The sequence below is a fragment of the Brucella pseudogrignonensis genome (assembly GCF_002252525.1).
Taxonomy (GTDB): domain Bacteria; phylum Pseudomonadota; class Alphaproteobacteria; order Rhizobiales; family Rhizobiaceae; genus Brucella; species Brucella pseudogrignonensis.
On record NZ_NNRM01000046.1, the window covers coordinates 94,045 to 112,602 of the forward strand.

The following is an 18,558-nucleotide window of genomic DNA, read 5'->3' on the forward strand; positions in this document are numbered from 1 at the left end:
GGATAATGCACGTTATAATACGTCCGAAAACCCGGGCCGTAGCTTTTTAAAGCTCCAAATCCCGAAAATAAAGATGCCAAAGCATGCAATAATACTTAAAATCAATCCATGCCATGTTCCCAACCCATGTCCAAAAACAGAGTATCTTGCAAACTCAACCAAATAATAGAAGGGGTTCAAGTCGGCGATCAGGACTTGTGCCCAAATTACCCCACTATCGCGGACGAGGGTCGCTGGATAAAGAATGGGCGTCATCCAAAAAAGTATATTCACCGCAACGGGTATTATCTGTTCCATGTCTGGTATATATACCGAAATTGCGGATATCAAATAAGAAAAACCTATAGTCAAGAGTAGGCAAGAAAGCCAAACTAAGCCATAGATTGGTAAAAATTCCCAAGTTGGTGTGACTCTAAATATAGACATCAATAAAACCACAATAAAAACAATAACCAACTGCGATATAAATGCAGATGCGAGTGGAATTAATGGTAAAACCCGAACCGGGAAAGATATCTTGTTTATAAGATAGCTATATTGCTTAAGAATTCCGGTGCTTCTTATGACTACTTCAGAAAAGAAGCTCCAGAGTGTAAAAGGGACGAAATAAAACAAAGAAAACGGGATGTCTCCATAATGGACGCCCATTCGTCCTCGCATCAGGATGGAAAAGACGAAAACATTAATGACGGCATACAGTAATGGAACCCCGATTGTCCAAACAATTCCGGCATACGAGCTAGCATATCTATTTCTTACATCTCGCAAAGCGAGCATCCAAGCTAGTCGTAAACTATTTTTTATCTCATTTTTTAGCATTTTATATCCAGTTTTGTACGCCGACCATATAATTCCAGAGCTTTCAATAAATCACGTCTTATACTGTTGGGGGAATAGTGGCTAATGTGAGATATGGCGTCCCTTACGTATCGGGAATAACCTCCATCACCGCTTCGCCAGTCGGGCGAACTAACCTTCAATAATAAAGAAGAAATTGCTTCTGTTAGTAATACGGTGTTTCCGGTAGCCACTAGGCTTCCCAATCCACCACAAACTTCTGGAACATTGCTGTTGTCATAAGAAACAACAAGACAACCTGCTGATATCGCTTCAAGGATTGGGACGCAAAATCCCTCGTGATACGTTGGAAGCACAAATATATCAGCCTCCGCCAATATCTTGTGCTTAGCATCATTCGATGCATTTCCGTGAATATTAAATAGTATCTTGTCCTTAGCTTTTGAATGAATCTTTTCAATGTTCGCTTTTAGTCTATCGAAAACTATCTCATCTGAGAATTTTAGGTTTCCGATCAAATCGACTTGCAAAACAAGCTCAATATTTCCGCTTACGATGTTGTTTAAAGATTTTATTAAATCGTCAATTCCCTTGGATTGAACAAATCGACCGACAAAAGCTATACGTATAATATTGTCATGGAAACTCGGCTTTGTTGACGGAGGATAATCAGGTATATCTATGGAAAGTGGCACTACCGTGTTATCTGTATTGATTCCAGCACTCCGCAAAACCCCCTGGTTAACCTTGCTGCAACAGATTATCTTGTCGGCAAATCGCATATTATGCATTTGAGCGATGCTACGGTCAATTATTTGGTGCGCAGAGGGTGGCAAATATGCCTTTGGAGTAATATTATGAAAGATGACATATTTCTTTGACATTTTGTTGGCTGAAAATATTGCGTTGAAGAGTTCGTGATATACGCCAAAATGAAAAACGATCAGATCGCTGCTTTGAAAATGGGGGTGGAGTATAATTTCTCCAACAGATTTGACCAATGTGTGTGGAACTTCGGCGTAATCGCAGGCAAATGCAAAAAGGACGACCTCATTGGAAGCCTTCTCTCGCACCCACTTAATCTCTTGAACAATAGCGTTAGAGATGGCGTCATTCGCGACGCACACCGAATTAATATATGATATTTTCATAGTGTTGCCCGATGGAGATAGAATACTTATTGCTCTTCTTCTTTTCGGCTTATAGCCATTCTATATAGACCAATTGACGCCACGGCCATCTTATCGGCGGTAAATCTGCTTTCGTATATCTCACGACCAGCCGATCCCATCGTCTGACGTAAATCTTTGTTATCGATAAGAGTTTGAAGAGCTTCGGTAAGCATGATGACATTATTAGTTTCTATCAGATAACCATTCAATTTATCTATGACTATCTCTGGAATGCCGCCAACATTCGTGCCAATGACCGGCTTTCCTGCTCGCATTGCTTCCAAGAATATTAAACCAAATGATTCAAATCTGCTCGGTGCTACAAAGATATCACATGATTGGTAAGCCTCTATTAAGCTATCCTCTGTCACTTTTCCTTCAAATACCACTTGATCGAACCAAGAGTAATTTTGATACGCTTGGGTGAACTGCTCCATATATGTCTTGTGGTCGCAATTAAGAAGCGAGTTGTCGCCAATGATCCTGACGCAGATGTCGGAATTGTTCTCGAGGATGCCTTGTAAAGAGCTCAGGAGGATGTCTATTCCTTTTCGGGCCTCCAATCGGCCAACAAATAGTATTTCAATATGATTTCTGTCTTCATTCTGTATGAAACCATGCTGTAGACTTACTTCGGACAAACCGTGTGGAATGACGAGAATTCCATCCGGATTGAACTTGAATTCATAGGCGTTTTCTATTTCAGTCACGATCGCTCTACTGTTAGCCCGGACCGCATCCGACCGTGTCATCAACAGTTTCTCCGTAGCGAGCATTGTTAAGCCGAATTCCTCCATCCATTTCTTGTCATAGGCTTTCTCGGGGTGACTGTTTAGCCAGAAGTGCATTGTAGTGTGCAAGCTGGTGACCAGCGGCCATTTTCCATCTGATAGAAAAGCAATACCTTCGCAGTCCCATATGGGCGCTTCAACTACATCAATCGGGCGGTGCGTTTGAATTCGTTCGACTTCTTCAAGAGCGGTAGCCGACCAATCCCAAATATTTTTCGGAATGGCGGCGAGTTCCGGATCAACGCTTGGTTCGTATTGTTTAGTCAGAATTCGGTGTACCCAAACCCCGTCTTCGAAGTCGACTCGATTTATATCGTAACTTTGCGTTACGACGTGAACAATGTTTCCGTTCCGTGCGAGTGATTGTGCGAGATCACGTGTAAATATTGCGATGCCCCCGCCGTACTCGGGTGGGAAATCTCTTGAAATGAGAACAATATTCTTAGCGCTCGATGTCCCATTAACTCCAAATTTTAGAAACGCTCCGTCGTATTGTGCCAATGATGCGTCAGTTATAAATTTTCGATTTGGTTCAATTTGCAGTCCTCTTCGCAAACCAATTTCCAATGCTTTGCTAACATCAATTGAAAATTGCTCTGCATCACTAGACGAGAGGAGCCCTTCGCCCTCACACCACAGAACGTCCCTTTTCTGATCAACAATGAAGTTATTTATCTCTTCAAGGGCTATATCGATAGAGTGGAATTCAAGACTGTGCTTGAGTATGAAGTAAACTTTATTCTTAACGATTGGGAATCTATTTCTTGTGGCTTTATTCTCTCCACGAATGTTACTCGGAGCATACTTGTGATGCACATATGCATTAGGCAGTTGAGTGATAAGATATCCTGCATCAACGATCCGGATACAGAGATCTGTTTCGTCGAGAAAGTACTCATACTCTTCGTCAAATCCACCGATGTGCAATAGTACATTCCGTCTGAACGAAGAGTTGCAGCCCAATAGATGAGGAATATTATAACTTTTAGGAAAGGAATACTGAGGCGTTGCGCTAATCGCTGACAGATCAGCATTTCCGAACCGGTCAACTGTGCAATACTTATACTGGAAATTATATCCCGTATGGTCGTAGACAAATCCGCCGGCCGCACCAACCGAAGGATCGCTGTATGCGGCTGTAAGTTGTTCCAGCCACTCTGGTTCCGGTATAGCATCATCGTCTAAGAATGCGATTATATCTCCTCGAGCCATGGAGATCCCGATGTTTCGAGACATCGATAAGTTAGCCGTCGGACAATCAGCAATACGTACTTTATCACGCCACCGAGATAAAACTTCCTGTGTGTTATCGATGGATGGACCGTTCACCACAACAACTTCGAAATCTCCACGGTATCTCAGCCAAACTAAGCTTTGGAGCGTCTTCTCCAAAACAGAACTGCGGTTTAAAGTGTTAATAACTATCGATACACTAGGGGTAATCATGGTTTCTTCGCCTGAAATTCCATTTCGTAGCACGATCCATTGCGTCGTTTTACGGCTAACCAACGAATATCTGTGAAACCAGCATTAGCTAGGAGTTCTTCAACTTGAGATGGAACGAACATATTGAAATGAAAATCGCCATCATAGTCTTGGCCACCAAACATTACCTCTCTAAGAGAGTCATAAGGATAGCTACCATTCATATATTCACTCATCATTGATTGAGCATCCGGCACAACGGCGTGAAACGATCCGCCGTTTTTCAGAATTCTGAACCAATGAGGTAGTAGCTCTCTCTTCAGCTGTTCTTGGGGAAAATGCTCCATAAGATGGGCAGAGAAAATTTCCTCTACAGAGCCTTCTTCAAATGGTAGATCATCAACTTCTGATACAAGGTCAACACCATCGAGTGCTCGACGATCCACATTAATGTAGCCATCTAACGGAATATGGCCACATCCCAAATTCAACTTAAGTAAGGTTGACTGGGCCTCTATTAACTTCTCTTCATTTATTATCTTTGTTTCAGCCTTGATTTCACTTTGATTTGGTGAACTGGCTCCGTACCGCATCTCAAACATTAATTCTCTTCGAACGAATTCAACGCGTCCCAGTAGGAATGCAACTGACTCTGATAATCCAGAAATCTTATTGTCGGTATCCTTCTGTTTACTGCTTATATCTCCTTCCAAGGTTTGAATGAGAGATTTTTCTGTTTGATCTGAGTAATTATCTTCCTTATGGTTCAGTCTTTGCTGTATTTCATTTATCTCTCTCTGCATTGCCCTGAGAGAGACGGGTACAGACTTGATCAGATTATTCTTATCGTTATCGGACGTACCTTGCCTCTGATTGATATCAGCTACAACTTCCAGAAGTTGTGGTATTTGGCCCTTTTCGAAATGCTCAAGCTTTTCGTGCAAATGCATAAGCATTTGCTTGTTCATATCCATTCTATCGGAATAAGAGTCGCGCACTTCGGGTAGCCGGATTACAGCTACTCCTATTCGGATGAATCTTCCAACAACAGGCCAATCGGCCATGGCTCTCGCAGCTTTTCTTATGCGTGTTTTAATCATACGTGCAACTTCTAGTGGATGGATTGGATGACACAGCTCTCAGTCCGTTGGGCGTTATGCATAGAGTGTGGTTACTCATATAGGAGAGCATCATTTTAGTCCATAAGTAAGCGATCCCTATAGCGTTGTGTTCTCCTCCTCCAGGTTTTCAGCCGTTTGGCTTTCGGCGCTTCCATGCTTCCGAACTTCGACTTCCATTTGTAGATGCTGGCATGGCGGACGCCGTGTTAGGGGCAAAGCTCCGAGACCGGTGTACCCCCCATCGTGCTTTTTCTGAATGCCGATGATCTAATCTTCTGTGAAACGGTCGGGTTTTATTCTCTGGTCCTCCAAATTGACGTGCTCACGTTGAATTAGGTCATTCAGAACTAGAATTTTTCACTTATAATCCCTTATCTGGGAGAAGGAGCTTTCCTTGAAAGCATCAAAGTTTTCGGAAGCGCAGATTGCATTCGTTTTGAAGCAGCTACGTCGTAGACTCATAAACTGATGCACCAGATGCGCACGGCGATCAGTTTGACAGCAGCGAGGAAGTTGGCCGGATTTTTGTCGTAACGCGTTGCGATGCCACGATAGTGCTTGATGCGGTTAAAGAAGCGTTCGACCAGATTTCTCTGGCGATAAACCCATGGCGAGAAGGCAAAGATCTCGCGGCGATTGGATTTGGGTGGAATGTTTGCCCATGCTTTTAGTTCTGCGGCTTTTTCCGGATGCCATCAGTATCGTAAGCTTTGTCAGCAAGCAGCGTGCCGCCTTCTTTGATGCACGCCATGAGACCTTCAGCCTGCGAGCAATCAGCAACCTGACCACCCGTCAGGCAAAGATTGATCGGACGGCCTTCTGCATCAACAATTGCGTGGATTTTGCTTGTGAGGCCGCCCCGGGAACGTCCCATGCAACCATCGTCGGTATCCCCTTTTTTCCTGTGGCTTCGTGCTGGTGAACACGAACACAGGTGCTGTCGATCATAACGATATCACCGTCATAGGCCTGAGAGACGGCCTCCAGCAATCGATCCCAGACACCAGCACGTCGCCAACGAACGAACCGGTTGTAGCAGGTCGTTGCAACACCATAGCGCTCAGGGATTTCGGACCATGATGACCCGGTGCGAAACCGCCACAGAATACCATTGAGCACCATGCGATCATCAACGCGGGGCACGCCACGCGGTTTGCATGGCAACAGCGGCGCAATAATCGACCATTCCCGTTCTGTCAGTTCATAGCGGCGACGTGACATCAAGCTCCTCCAAATCCGAGCCCGTTGAATCACTAGTCTATTCAAATAGCTAGTCTATTTATGAGTGCACGACCTAGGAAATGGGCGGGGTTCTTGTCATAGCGTGTGGCAGTACCACGATGGTGTTTGAGGCGACTAAAGAACCGCTCGACCAGATTTCTCGGACGATATACTCTTGGCGAGAACGCGAAGATGTCCTTCCGGTGGATTTTGGGTGGAGTATTGGCCCAGATTTTCCGCCCTACTGCTGTCTTCCGGATCGCATCGGTATCGTAGGCTCTACCCGCAAGCATCGTGCCGTCTGCCTTGATACGTTCAATGAGACCCTCGGGCTCACAGCAATCGGCAACCTGTCCGCCAGTCAGGCAAAGATTGAACAGGCGGCCTTCTGCATAACGATCGTGTGAATCTTGCTTGCGAGGGCGCTGCGCGAACGTCTAGGCAAACCATCGTCGTATCACCCATTTTCCTGTAGCTCCATGCTGATGAACACGAACAGAGGTGATATCGATCATCACGATGTCGCCATCATAGGCCTCAGAGACAGCCTCGAGCAACCGATCTCAGATACCAGCACCACGCCCGTGAAAGAACCGATTGTAGAAGATTGCTGCAATACCATAGCGTTCAGGGATTTTGGACCACGACGAGCCAGTCTGCCCCCCAGCATCCCGTTGAGAACCATGCGGTCATCAACCCGTGGAACTCCGGGTGCCCAGCACGGCGACCGGGTGTAACCATCGACCACTCTCGTTCTGTGAGCTCAAAGGGGCGTTGTGACATCAAATATGTCCAAATCCGAGGCCTTTGAATCACTAATTTATTCAAATAACTAGACTATTTATGAGTGCACGGCTAGCCCAGTTTCCCTAAAGGAGGCAGAAGGTTGAACAATCGGATGGTTCGAGAAGAATAATCCAACTGAATAATATCCATGAACATTTCCTATAGCAAAATTATCTATTTGAAATAGATCGCTATCGGATATAGCAACCTTTTGGTTAGGTAGATATCCATGTTCCCCTTTGGGATGATTACAGCGAGTGGTAGTAATGCAAGTAGCATTTGGAACCTCCGGGTTAAGAGGACCAGCGATTGAATTTACTGAAGAGCTTTGCGCGGCTTATGTCGGTTCATTCTTAGAAAACATGTCACATCGTTTCAAAATGCGTGAGGTTTATGTAGCTGCAGATCTTCGAGAATCTAGCCCAAGTATTGCTATGTCATGTTTAAAAGCAATCGATTTGCAAGGGAAGAAGGCGATTTGGGTTGGTAACGTTCCAACCCCTGCACTCGCTGCTTACGCAATGGCTCGTAATTCGCCGGCAATAATGATAACGGGAAGTCATATCCCAGAAGCATACAACGGTATTAAATTCTATAGACCAGATGGTGAGTTCCTCAAGGAAGACGAATCTCCCGTACGTTCGCTAGCGAATGAGTTGTTAAGTAAGGGCAATATTGAGCAATCAGGTTCTCTAAGTTTACCTGAGCCCATTGCTGATCCTGCAGAAGAGTATGTTAGCCGTTTTCTCGATTCCTTTGGTCGCGATGCCCTGGCCGGAATGAAAATAGGTATCGATCTTCATTCCGCCGTGGGGCGGGATCTTCTCGTTCGCATATTTGAAGGCCTTGGCGCGGAGGTTCGTCCATTTCATAGAATGGAACGATTCGTTGCCGTTGATACAGAAGCGCTGGATCCCGCTGACTTGGAGAGGTCGCGCGAATTTATTGTTGAGCACGGACTAGATGCCGTGGTGTCGACGGACGGTGATGGTGACCGACCTCTCGTCATTGATGATCAGGGAAAGCAGGTGAATGGAGATATACTGGGTATTCTGACAGCCCGGTATCTCGGTGCGAAAACTGTAGTTACGCCACTCAGTACGACAAGTGCTTTGGAAGAAAGCGGCTGGTTCGAAAATATTCGGAGAACACGGATTGGATCGCCCTATGTCGTGGCTGAAATGGCGTGTGCAGATGTTCATCCTGTCGTTGGTTTTGAGGCAAATGGCGGGTTTTTACTCGGCGATGATGTGATATTGAAGTCTGGCCTATTGCGCCGCCTGCCGACCCGTGATTCCGTTTTGCCAGCTGTGGCGGTTCTGGCGCAGGCGAAAGAGCAGGGCATGCGGTTGAGCCAAATGGTTGCGACACTTCCCTCCCGCTTCATGAAGGCTGATCGAGTCAAGGAAGTTCCTGCAGATCGCGCTATTCCATTTTTGCGCGCTATAGAAACGTCACAATCTTTCCGTTCTAGTTTCTCCTCCTTGATTGCCGCGCCGGAATCAATATCGACTGTGGACGGCGTGCGCATGGCGTTTGCGAATGGCGATACGGTTCATTTTCGCCAGTCGGGCAATGCGCCGGAAATGCGGATTTACGTGGAAACGGATTCCGGGGAAAAGACCGAACGGATTTTGAGTGGGTTGATCGCAAAGCTTGCTGAGACAATCTAAGACCTGCTCTTCGAAAGGAAGTTAAATTGCGTGAAATGTTGATCAGGCCAGTTGTGTTGGCAGGCGGGAAGGGTACGAGACTGTGGCCAATGTCGCGCTCTCGACGTCCAAAACAGTTTCTGGCTCTGACTGGCGAACTCAGCCTATTCCAGATGACACTGAAACGGTTGTCTGACCCGAAGCGCTATTCCAAGCCGATCATTATAACGAACGCAGACTATCGGTTTCTGGTGGCGGAACAGGCACTGGAATGTGGTGTCGAACTTTCAGACGTTATTCTGGAACCGGTCGCCCGTAACACGGCACCAGCCATTGCTGCTGCAGCGCTGATTGCTGCAAAAGATGAGCCGACATTGATCCATGTCGTGGCGTCGGACCACAATATTGAGTTGGACGATGCCTATTTTCAGGCCGTTGATACGGCCAGCAATGCCGCTCGCGTGGGCCGCCTTGCCACTTTTGGGATTACGCCGATTGAACCGGCGACTGGTTTCGGTTACATCGAAGCTGGCGAGCTGGAAGAAAGCGGAGCCTGCGCGATCAAGCGTTTCGTAGAAAAGCCGAAAGAAGAAGTCGCCCGCGAGATGCTCGCGAAAGGTGGCTTCTACTGGAACTCGGGGATGTTCCTGTTCCGCTCGGATGTTTTCCTGGACGAATGCAAGCGCCATGCACCGTCAGTGTATGAGGCTGCGGAGGCTTCAGTTTCTGCTGCACATCGCGATCTCGACTTCGTCCGCTTGGATAGTACAGAGTTCGAAAAGGCTCCCGATATTTCTGTCGATTATGCAATTTTCGAGAAAACAAAGCTCGCTTCGGTCGTCCCGTCTCCGATCCGCTGGTCGGACCTCGGATCATGGGATGCTGTCTGGAAGGAAAGCAAACAGGATCAGGCGGGTAACGTTGCACGTGGACCGGTCAGTCTTCACAACACCAATAATTCACTGGTCTTGTCCGAAGGCGTCCATGTTGCGGTCAACGGTGTCGATGATCTGACGATTGTAGCCTCGGAAGATGCGCTCTATGTCGGCAAGCTCTCTGAAGCACAAGGTGTAGGCATGATCGTAAAGGCGCTGATGAAGCAGCCCGCCACGGCAAAGCTCGCCGAGGAACACCGAACTATTTATCGCCCATGGGGCGGGTATACTCACCTGCTTTCGGGTGATCGGTTTCAGGTAAAGCGTCTTTTCATCAAGCCGGGCAAACAGCTTTCTTTACAAAAGCATCACCACCGTTCTGAGCATTGGGTGGTCGTGCGCGGCGTGGCTGAAATTGTAATCGATGACAAAAGTCTTTTCCTGTCGGAGAATGAATCCACTTACATCTCGCAGGGGGCAGTGCACCGAGTTTCGAATCCCGGGAAAATCCTGCTTGAACTGATTGAGGTTCAGACCGGAGCTTATTTGGGTGAGGATGATATCGTACGCTTTGAAGACGATTTCGGGCGCGTTTGATCGTATCAATATTTCGTGACGAAGGCCAGACGATGAATGATGTGATTTCTAGACTTCAGGGGGACGTGGAGCGCTTGTCGTTGTGGTTACACAACGATGCTCTGCCTCTCTGGCTGTCTGCCGGTGTGGATGCACCGAGCAATGGTTTTTTTGAACGTGTGGGGCAAAACGGTGTCGCTACAGCTGCGGACAATCGGCGTTCGCGTGTTCATCCGAGACAGATTTATTGTTTCGCAAAGGCTGGTGCCATGGGCTGGCCAGGCGCATGGGAGCAGACTGTCGAATCCGGAATAGACTATTATGATCGTGTTTACCGCCGGGAAGACGGATTTTACGGCAGTCTGGCCACTCAGAATGGCGAGATGATCGATCATACATTTGATCTCTACAATCAGGCATTCTCCGTTTTCGCCGCCGCACAGATCGCTGTATCCATCCCGCATCGGTTCGATGAGATGCGGCAACGGGCGCTCGGCCTGATGAATGCGCTGATTGCCGATTATCATCATCCACTTGGCGGCTTTGAGGAAGCGAACCCGCCTAAGTTGCCCTTGTGCTCCAATCCGCATATGCATTTGTTCGAGGCCATGCTTGCGTGGGAAGTAGTGGATCCAGATACATCATTCTGGTCGACATATGCCGATGAGATCGCCAACCTTGCCCTCATGAAGTTCATTGATGGCAAGACCGGCGCTTTACGCGAATTCTTCGATCATGATTGGCGGCCATATCCGGGTGAAAAGGGTAGGGTGGTCGAGCCCGGTCATCAATTTGAATGGTCTTGGCTAATGGGCCAATGGGCTGATCGACGGCAGAACGGCGACGCATTGAAAGCCGCCAAACGCTTGTTCCAGGTTGCGATTGATTATGGCATTTGCGCGCAGCGCAAAGTCGCTATCATGAGTCTTTATGACGATTTTTCCATTCATGATAGTCTTGCACGGCTCTGGCCGCAGACTGAATGGATAAAATCTTCGCTGCTTTTCGCTTCTCTGAGTGAGGGAGAAGAACGGGCTTATTATCTGCAATCCGCCGTGCATGCCATGGATGCCTTGCGACCTTTTCTCGGCACGCCGATCAAAGGTTTATGGTACGACAAATGGCCGGAAGGCGGTGCGCTTCTCGATGAACCCGCTCCAGCCTCGACTTTTTACCATATTCTTTGCGCCTGCTATGAAGCGGAAAAAACGATATCAGCCCTTTAACGGGGGTACATAGCAGCCTGGATATACATCGCAAATATACGCTTCCTCACACGGCGTATCGCAAGAGCCTGATATCATTACATTCATTATGATTCAGGCTCTGAGAAGATGAACGATCAGATGTGCAGAGACGTGTATATTTGTAGTGGAGAAACATGCGAGTTCTGCATTTTTTTAAGACCTATTGGCCAGATACATTTGGCGGTATCGAGCGCACTATTCATGCCATTGTGAAGGGCTCTGACGAACACGGCATCGCGTCGGATGTTTTGTCTCTGAGTGCTAAGCCGCAAGAAAATACGCGAAGCTTCGATGGTCACATGGCTTATAAAGCCAAACTCGATATCGAATTTGCTTCGACGGGGTTATCACGCGACGTGTTTTCGCGGTTCCGTGAATTAAGCAACAGGGCCGATATTATTCATTATCATTTCCCCTGGCCGATGAGCGATATCGTTCATGTGGGACTGCGTCCAGACAGGCCCACCATCGTGACCTATCATTCTGATATCGTAAAGCAGCGGATGCTCCTGCAGGTCTATCGTCCCTTGATGAATCGCTTTCTGGGCAGTGTAGACAGGATAGTGGCTACGTCGCCCAATTACCTTGCCACCAGCGAGGTTTTGCAGCGTTTCAGAGATAAGACAACAGTTATACCGCTTGGTCTGGACGAAGCTGACTATCCTCGCGCTGGTGAAACCAGCAAAGCGCTCTGGCGTGAAAGGTTTCCTCGGCCCTTTTTCCTGTTTGTCGGTGTACTGCGTTATTACAAAGGATTGAGGACATTACTGGCAGCGGCGCGCAGTTCGAATGTCGATATAGTCATCGTGGGTGACGGCCCCATGAGGTCACAACTCATGGATTACGTGAAAGAGCACAGTCTTGCCCATGTTCATTTCGCGGGTGCGTTGCCAGATTCCGATAAGACTGCCCTTCTCGAATTGAGTTCCGGTCTGGTCTTTCCGTCACATCTGCGATCCGAAGCATTCGGTTTGTCGCTGGTGGAAGCATCCATGTTCGGGAAACCCATGATTTCATGCGAAATTGGCACCGGAACAAGCTACGTTAATCAGAACGGGCAGACGGGAATCGTTGTGCCTCCGCAGGATCCAGAAGCATTGTCAAGAGCCATGCAGACAATTGCTAACGATGGAGAATTAGCGCAAACATTTGGATCGAATGCCAGAAAGCGTTATGTCGAACATTTCACGGCTGATAAAATGGCGCTAGAATATGTGAAGAATTATACATCTTTGGCGCGATAAGGTAAGGTTGTTACTACCCTCTGGACGAGATTTACTGGTGCCGTTTCCGATACCCTGTACCTTCATATAAATGAAGATAGTGATGGAGCGTAGATGAAAGGCATTATCCTAGCCGGTGGCAGTGGTACGCGTCTTTATCCCTTGACGATAGCTGTTTCGAAACAACTCCTTCCGATCTATGATAAGCCGATGATCTATTACCCGCTGAGCGTACTCATGCTCGCGGGTATCAGGGATGTTCTGATCATTTCGACGCCGCATGATTTGCCCCTTTTCCAAAAGCTGCTTGGGGATGGCAGTGAGTTTGGCATGAGTTTTTCTTTTGCGGAACAGTCGCAACCCAACGGTCTGGCGGAGGCCTTCATCATCGGTCGCCATTTTATCGGCAACGACAATGTGGCTATGATTCTTGGCGATAATATCTATTTTGGCGATGGCCTGTCCCATCTATGCGGAAGCGCTGCGCGCAATACCAAGGGCGGCTCGGTTTTTGCCTATCGGGTGGAAGATCCGCAGCGTTATGGTGTTGTCGAGTTCGACCGGGCTACAGGTAAGGCAATATCGATTGAGGAAAAACCTAGTCGACCGAAGTCCTCATGGGCAGTCACGGGGCTCTATTTTTACGATAATGATGTTGTGGATATTGCCGCTTCGCTCAAACCTTCTGCACGCGGTGAACTGGAAATTACGGCAGTCAACAATATCTACCTTCAGCGCGGAGATTTGACGGTCAGACAGTTAGGACGGGGTTATGCCTGGCTTGATACTGGCACGCATGAAAGCTTGCAGGACGCATCGTCCTTTGTGCGCACAATCGAAAAACGGCAAGGTATCAAGATTGCTTGCCCCGAGGAAATCGGGTTCGAGAAGGGCTGGATCAATGGCGATGCCGTTCTTGAACGGGCGGAAAAACTTGGGCAGACCGAATATGCTGCCTATCTGCGTCGTCGTGTTGAGGAAATTGGAAGCGAACGATGATCGCTCGTCCGTTGGAACTTGATGGTGTTCTGGAAATTATTCCGCGAAAAATTGGCGATGATCGTGGGTTCTTTTCGGAAGCCTATAATGCCAAAACGGTTGGTGCTGCTGGGATCAGTCTACACTTCGTGCAGGACAATCATTCGTTTTCTGCGGCGAAAGGCGTTCTGCGTGGTCTTCATTATCAGTTGCCGCCCTATACGCAGGACAAGTTGGTGCGTGTGATACGGGGAGCTATCCTCGATGTGGCGGTCGACATACGCAAAAGCTCTCCGACTTTTGGTAAGTGGATGTCACTGGAAGTCTCGGAAAAAAAATGGAACCAGATTCTGGTGCCGAAAGGTTTCGCACACGGCTTCATAACACTCGTTGAGAATACCGAGGTTATCTACAAGGTTACTGACTATTATGCACCTGCGCATGATCGCACGATAAGATTCGATGATCCGGCTATTGGCATTGATTGGCCTATATCGCCTTCCGAAGTTCAACTCTCGGAGAAGGATCGGAACGCACCGCTTCTGGCCGACGCAGAAGTTTTTGCTTGAGGAAGCAGATGAACATTCTTATTACAGGTGGTGCAGGTTTCATTGGTTCTGCAGTATGTCGCCATTTAGCCGTTGATCCAAAGGTCAATGTTATCAATATCGACAAGCTAACCTATGCTGGTAATTTAGCTTCGCTGCGTCAGATTGAAAACCATCCCAATTACAGCTTTCTTCAGGCGGACATCTGCGATGACACTGGCGTTCTGGAAGCGTTGCGTGCCAATGATATCGATATTGTCATGCATCTGGCTGCTGAAAGCCATGTAGATCGCTCTATTGATGGTCCGGCCGCATTTATTGAAACCAATATTATCGGTACCTTCCGACTGCTGAATGCTGCTCTCGCTTACTGGCGTGAGCTGCCGGAACCGCGCAAGTCGGCGTTCCGGTTTCACCATATTTCGACGGATGAAGTGTTTGGCGATTTGCCATTTGATAGCGGCATCTTCACAGAAGAAACTCCGTATCAGCCGTCGTCGCCCTATTCGGCTTCGAAAGCTGCATCCGATCATCTGGTTCGTGCCTGGCATGAAACTTATGGCTTGCCGGTGGTGCTCTCTAATTGCTCAAACAATTATGGCCCGTTCCATTTCCCTGAAAAGCTGATCCCGCTTGTTATTCTTAATGCGCTCGATGAGAAGCCTTTGCCGGTTTACGGTGCAGGTGCGAATGTGCGTGACTGGCTCTATGTTGAGGATCATGCACGCGCGCTGGCTTTGGTCGCGACCACAGGCAAACTGGGCGAGAGCTACAACATTGGCGGACGCGCGGAACGCACCAATTTGAACGTTGTTGAGACAATCTGCGCCATTCTCGACAAGAAGCGTCTGCGTGCAAATGGCAAGAGCTATGCCGATCTGATTACCTTTGTGACAGATCGCCCCGGCCATGATCGCCGTTATGCGATTGATGCATCGAAGATCGAGCGCGAACTGGGCTGGAAGCAGCAGGAAACATTTGAAACGGGCCTGGATAAGACCATTCAGTGGTATCTCGATAATGCATGGTGGTGGGAACCGATCCGCAGCGGAAATTATGCGGGCGAACGGCTTGGCAGTACTGTTTCGAAAGAGACAAAAGCATGAGAATCGTTGTAACCGGGCGCGAAGGACAGGTTGTCCAGAGTCTTCTGGAGAAAGCATCCCGGCGATCTGATCTGGAAGTGATTGCGCTTGGTCGTCCGGAACTGAATTTGGCGAAACCTGAGGCGGTGCGCAGCGTCGTTGAGGCGCTCGAGCCCGACCTCGTCGTCTCCGCTGCCGCTTATACTGCTGTCGATCTGGCTGAGGATGAAGCAGAATTGGCGTTCGCGGTAAATGCGGGAGGCGCTCAAGCAGTTGCGGAAGCAGCAAAGGCTTGTGGTGTTCCTGTCATACACATATCGACTGATTACGTTTTCGCAGGTGATGCCAGCGAACCCTATGTGGAAACAGATATTACGGGTCCCCAAGGTGTCTATGGAAGCACCAAGCTTGAAGGTGAGCGTCTGGTTGCGCAAGCCAATCCAAAACACATCATTCTAAGAACGGCTTGGGTTTACAGCCCTTTCGGCAAGAATTTCGTCAAGACGGTGCTCAAGCTCGCAGAGACGCGCGATGCGCTCTCGGTTGTGTCCGACCAATGGGGTAATCCAACCAGTGCACTCGATATCGCCGACGCGATTATCCAAGTAGCGGACCATATGGCGGCAGTGCCTGGCTTCTCCGCTTATGGTGTTTATCACTTGGTTGGTACAGGCGACACGAACTGGAGCGGCTTTGCACGCGCTATATTTAATGAGAGTGCCGAATTTGGTGGACCCACGGCTACTGTTACAGACATTGCAACAGCTGATTATCCGACCAAGGCGGTGCGTCCAGCCAACTCGCGACTGTCGACTGCGAAATTCCAGGAAGTGTTCAACTGGTCTGCGCCTCACTGGCGATCGTCAATACGGGATGTTGTAACCAGACTGGTTTAGCGTCTCTGGCGGAAATAATTTCCGCCTATGCCTGCCCCTTGACGGCGTGCGCCAACTGTAGCACAAACCTATGACACATTCGGCGATTATGAAAAATGATTTATTGAATTCATTGAGAAATTTGACTTGGCTGGGAATCCAGGCGTCTGACCGAAAATCGCGACTTGCCTGATTAGCTCCCGCTAAAATTTGTTAACACTATTCACAAACGAGATATTCTTTATCTCCTACACAGCCGGTTCAAGTGACCTTAAAGGGTGAAGTTCTTCAAAAGTCTCTAGCGATTGGGAATTTTAGTGCTTCCAACGTAACTAACCGAATATTACCAAGGACACGTTTTGCGTTCAACGGGCCGCTTCAGATTTTCAGATGAATAGTAACCTTTCGGCATCTGTCGGCCATTGTGTGGCATCTTTCGCTAAGCTTTCGGCATTAATTAATGAGGCGCTTTCGACGCAACGCCATAATGCGGCGTGATGCTGCTGCATTCAGCGCTGCGAGGAAGAACATCACCGACGAGATCGTAACCTCATGCAGCAATGGATTATGCAACATGCCATAGCTGCCACAAACCACCACAAAGTAAATCAAGGCTCGGCGCATAGCCCAACTATCGGAGTTGCGCCAAAGATGCACAAAAATCGAGAGGAACGCCGCAAACATAAAAAACAATCCGATGATGCCATCGTTCAGCAATTCATCGAGCACAGTATTATGGACGTGGCGAAAACCTTGCATTAGCGAAGCTTGCTCTCCAGCTTGCGCCCGGACTACGTCCATTTTCGTATAAGCACCAACCCCCGCTATCGGATTCTGCTCGATAACCTTTGCAGCACTCGTCCACATGACTTCGCGGATATCTGCCGAAATTTTATCTTCCCATTGCGAGCTGTCACCACTGTCGTAGTATTCGACCATCCCCGCAAAACGTTTGGAGATAATATCACCAACAGGTCCTACAACGACAAGAGCCGCGAGAGCGGCCACCATGGCTGCATAAGCAGCTCCCTGTTGTCGAATACTAAAGCGTTTGAGGAAGAATATGACTTCGATCGCTGCAAAAACCGGCAGCACAACAATAACTGCCCGCGTTTCCGACGCCAGAACAGAAACCAAACCCAAAATCAGCCAATGAGGGCCGTTTGGAAGATAGCGATGAGTTTTGCCAATTGGAATAGCGGCTGAAATAGCTGCCACGCCTGCGACAAAGGCAAAGACCGCCTCATTGCCACCAACACCAATCCGCCCACCCTCAGCGAATACAAGGTAAATAACCGCAAGGACGGCCATAATGACACCGACACGCGATCCTAGCACATAGGCCCGAAGAGGGTTCCGAACCAGCAGCATTCCGGGACCTGCAAAGGCGAATACCGTGATCAAAAGCGTGTAGCCAATTTGTCTGTTGTTAGCGAACGGCTCTCCACGGAACAGAATGAGGCCTAAAGACCAACCAGCATAAAGTAGAATGAATATGTAGAACTTCTTAGCAAATAGACGGGTCGCTGCGTGACGAGCAAAACTGAGATAGATACCAATGCATGAAAATACAAAAAGAATGATTGGGCCCAATCCTAATCGGATGGGCATCGCTGCAGATGCAACGCCTAGAACCCAATGGTCCACCCGCCGGCGGAGAAGAAAAGATTTTTTTAGAAATGCCACTGATCTCTCTTTCATTGTTTCAGGATTCTTAACAGGGGTTCGACCAGTGACACGCAACTTAAGATGGATTCAATTTAGTCATAATTGCATTAATACATTTCCATCAAGACGCAAACCGTTCTATCGTTTTGCCGGCACAGCGTTTATCCTGCCATTGGCTTGTATATACACTGCTTATAATTGCTGCAAAAAATCCTTACGAGCGAATGTGGCAGCCCGGTTGCGAGTTACGCCAGCGTCGATGTTTCAGCCAACTTTTTTAGAATCTGAACGCGAGCGGTTGGCTCACCGCAGATCGTACCAAAAACAAAGCTTATATCCACAAGCTTGTCCTGCGCTTGGCTTGGTACTGCTTTAACTCGGTGAAACTAACGCAAAGCTGAGACGAAAATTGGTGTGGCTTATACCTAGTGCAGTACGATGCCCAAATCTGTCCGGCTTTTAAACGCAAACTAGTGAGGACAACTTACGCAACCAGTGATCTGTGGCAAAACCATCA

General features: G+C 48.1%; 13 protein-coding genes and 3 pseudogenes. 8 read left to right on the forward strand and 8 right to left on the reverse strand.

Translation table 11 applies throughout. The annotated features are described in order from the left end of the window. Positions 1 to 12 precede the first annotated feature (12 nt). The 7 genes and pseudogenes from CEV34_RS22040 to CEV34_RS22070 all read right to left on the reverse strand — a co-directional run bounded on the left by CEV34_RS22040 (position 13) and on the right by CEV34_RS22070 (position 7,311). On the reverse strand, positions 13 to 819 hold the full coding sequence (locus tag CEV34_RS22040) for an ABC transporter permease (protein WP_094544518.1): 807 nt from the start codon (positions 817 to 819) through the stop codon (positions 13 to 15). Beyond that, complete coding sequence (locus CEV34_RS22045; protein ID WP_171379526.1) at positions 813 to 1,871, reverse strand: glycosyltransferase family 4 protein; 1,059 nt, start codon at positions 1,869 to 1,871, stop codon at positions 813 to 815. The genes CEV34_RS22040 and CEV34_RS22045 overlap by 7 nt, the downstream gene beginning before the upstream one ends. A gap of 104 nt (positions 1,872 to 1,975) precedes the next feature. Beyond that, positions 1,976 to 4,207, reverse strand: coding sequence for a glycosyltransferase (locus tag CEV34_RS22050; protein ID WP_094544520.1), 2,232 nt, complete (start codon positions 4,205 to 4,207; stop codon positions 1,976 to 1,978). Next, positions 4,204 to 5,286: a class I SAM-dependent methyltransferase gene (locus CEV34_RS22055; RefSeq protein ID WP_143853478.1), complete on the reverse strand. Its 1,083-nt coding sequence runs from the start codon at positions 5,284 to 5,286 to the stop codon at positions 4,204 to 4,206. The genes CEV34_RS22050 and CEV34_RS22055 overlap by 4 nt, the downstream gene beginning before the upstream one ends. A gap of 95 nt (positions 5,287 to 5,381) precedes the next feature. Then, positions 5,382 to 5,501, reverse strand: a pseudogene (locus CEV34_RS27780) (hypothetical protein); the annotation flags it as partial. 264 nt (positions 5,502 to 5,765) lie between these two features. Next, positions 5,766 to 6,528: pseudogene (locus tag CEV34_RS22065) on the reverse strand (IS5 family transposase). 41 nt (positions 6,529 to 6,569) lie between these two features. After that, a pseudogene (locus tag CEV34_RS22070) lies at positions 6,570 to 7,311 on the reverse strand (IS5 family transposase). A 269-nt stretch (positions 7,312 to 7,580) separates the two neighbouring features. Here CEV34_RS22070 and CEV34_RS22075 point away from each other — a divergent pair. The 8 genes from CEV34_RS22075 to rfbD all read left to right on the forward strand — a co-directional run bounded on the left by CEV34_RS22075 (position 7,581) and on the right by rfbD (position 16,394). After that, positions 7,581 to 8,987, forward strand: a complete 1,407-nt coding sequence (locus CEV34_RS22075; RefSeq protein ID WP_094544522.1) for a phosphomannomutase — start codon at positions 7,581 to 7,583, stop codon at positions 8,985 to 8,987. 26 nt (positions 8,988 to 9,013) lie between these two features. Further along, positions 9,014 to 10,438, forward strand: a complete 1,425-nt coding sequence (locus tag CEV34_RS22080) for a mannose-1-phosphate guanylyltransferase/mannose-6-phosphate isomerase (protein WP_094544523.1) — start codon at positions 9,014 to 9,016, stop codon at positions 10,436 to 10,438. Between the two features lie 32 nt (positions 10,439 to 10,470). Then, positions 10,471 to 11,643 carry an AGE family epimerase/isomerase gene (locus CEV34_RS22085; RefSeq protein ID WP_094544607.1) on the forward strand — a complete coding sequence of 391 codons (1,173 nt, stop codon included), beginning with the start codon at positions 10,471 to 10,473 and terminating at the stop codon, positions 11,641 to 11,643. A 155-nt stretch (positions 11,644 to 11,798) separates the two neighbouring features. Continuing rightward, the gene (locus tag CEV34_RS22090) at positions 11,799 to 12,908 is read left to right on the forward strand and encodes a glycosyltransferase family 4 protein (protein WP_094544524.1); all 1,110 of its coding nucleotides are present in this window, start codon (positions 11,799 to 11,801) and stop codon (positions 12,906 to 12,908) included. A gap of 93 nt (positions 12,909 to 13,001) precedes the next feature. Then, the gene (gene rfbA / locus CEV34_RS22095; protein WP_094544525.1) at positions 13,002 to 13,886 is read left to right on the forward strand and encodes a glucose-1-phosphate thymidylyltransferase RfbA; all 885 of its coding nucleotides are present in this window, start codon (positions 13,002 to 13,004) and stop codon (positions 13,884 to 13,886) included. Continuing rightward, positions 13,883 to 14,434, forward strand: a complete 552-nt coding sequence (gene rfbC / locus CEV34_RS22100) for a dTDP-4-dehydrorhamnose 3,5-epimerase (RefSeq protein WP_094544526.1) — start codon at positions 13,883 to 13,885, stop codon at positions 14,432 to 14,434. The genes rfbA and rfbC overlap by 4 nt, the downstream gene beginning before the upstream one ends. Before the next feature lie 8 nt (positions 14,435 to 14,442). Next, positions 14,443 to 15,519: a dTDP-glucose 4,6-dehydratase gene (rfbB, locus tag CEV34_RS22105; RefSeq protein WP_094544527.1), complete on the forward strand. Its 1,077-nt coding sequence runs from the start codon at positions 14,443 to 14,445 to the stop codon at positions 15,517 to 15,519. Then, on the forward strand, positions 15,516 to 16,394 hold the full coding sequence (gene rfbD / locus CEV34_RS22110; protein WP_094544528.1) for a dTDP-4-dehydrorhamnose reductase: 879 nt from the start codon (positions 15,516 to 15,518) through the stop codon (positions 16,392 to 16,394). Before rfbB ends, rfbD begins: the two co-directional genes overlap by 4 nt. 432 nt (positions 16,395 to 16,826) lie before the next feature. Here the strand turns inward: rfbD and CEV34_RS22115 are convergent, their stop codons facing one another. Beyond that, on the reverse strand, positions 16,827 to 18,116 hold the full coding sequence (locus CEV34_RS22115; RefSeq protein WP_235819154.1) for an O-antigen ligase family protein: 1,290 nt from the start codon (positions 18,114 to 18,116) through the stop codon (positions 16,827 to 16,829). Positions 18,117 to 18,558 lie beyond the last annotated feature (442 nt).

Bases quoted from the DNA above. Each gene is read 5' to 3' on its own strand.
- CEV34_RS22040 (WP_094544518.1), bottom strand. From the start codon at position 819: ATGCTAAAAAATGAGATAAAAAATAGTTTACGACTAGCTTGGATGCTC.
- CEV34_RS22050 (WP_094544520.1), bottom strand. From the start codon at position 4,207: ATGATTACCCCTAGTGTATCGATAGTTATTAACACTTTAAACCGCAGT.
- CEV34_RS22055 (WP_143853478.1), bottom strand. From the start codon at position 5,286: ATGATTAAAACACGCATAAGAAAAGCTGCGAGAGCCATGGCCGATTGG.
- CEV34_RS22075 (WP_094544522.1), top strand. From the start codon at position 7,581: ATGCAAGTAGCATTTGGAACCTCCGGGTTAAGAGGACCAGCGATTGAA.
- CEV34_RS22085 (WP_094544607.1), top strand. From the start codon at position 10,471: ATGAATGATGTGATTTCTAGACTTCAGGGGGACGTGGAGCGCTTGTCG.
- CEV34_RS22090 (WP_094544524.1), top strand. From the start codon at position 11,799: ATGCGAGTTCTGCATTTTTTTAAGACCTATTGGCCAGATACATTTGGC.
- rfbA (WP_094544525.1), top strand. From the start codon at position 13,002: ATGAAAGGCATTATCCTAGCCGGTGGCAGTGGTACGCGTCTTTATCCC.
- rfbC (WP_094544526.1), top strand. From the start codon at position 13,883: ATGATCGCTCGTCCGTTGGAACTTGATGGTGTTCTGGAAATTATTCCG.
- rfbB (WP_094544527.1), top strand. From the start codon at position 14,443: ATGAACATTCTTATTACAGGTGGTGCAGGTTTCATTGGTTCTGCAGTA.
- rfbD (WP_094544528.1), top strand. From the start codon at position 15,516: ATGAGAATCGTTGTAACCGGGCGCGAAGGACAGGTTGTCCAGAGTCTT.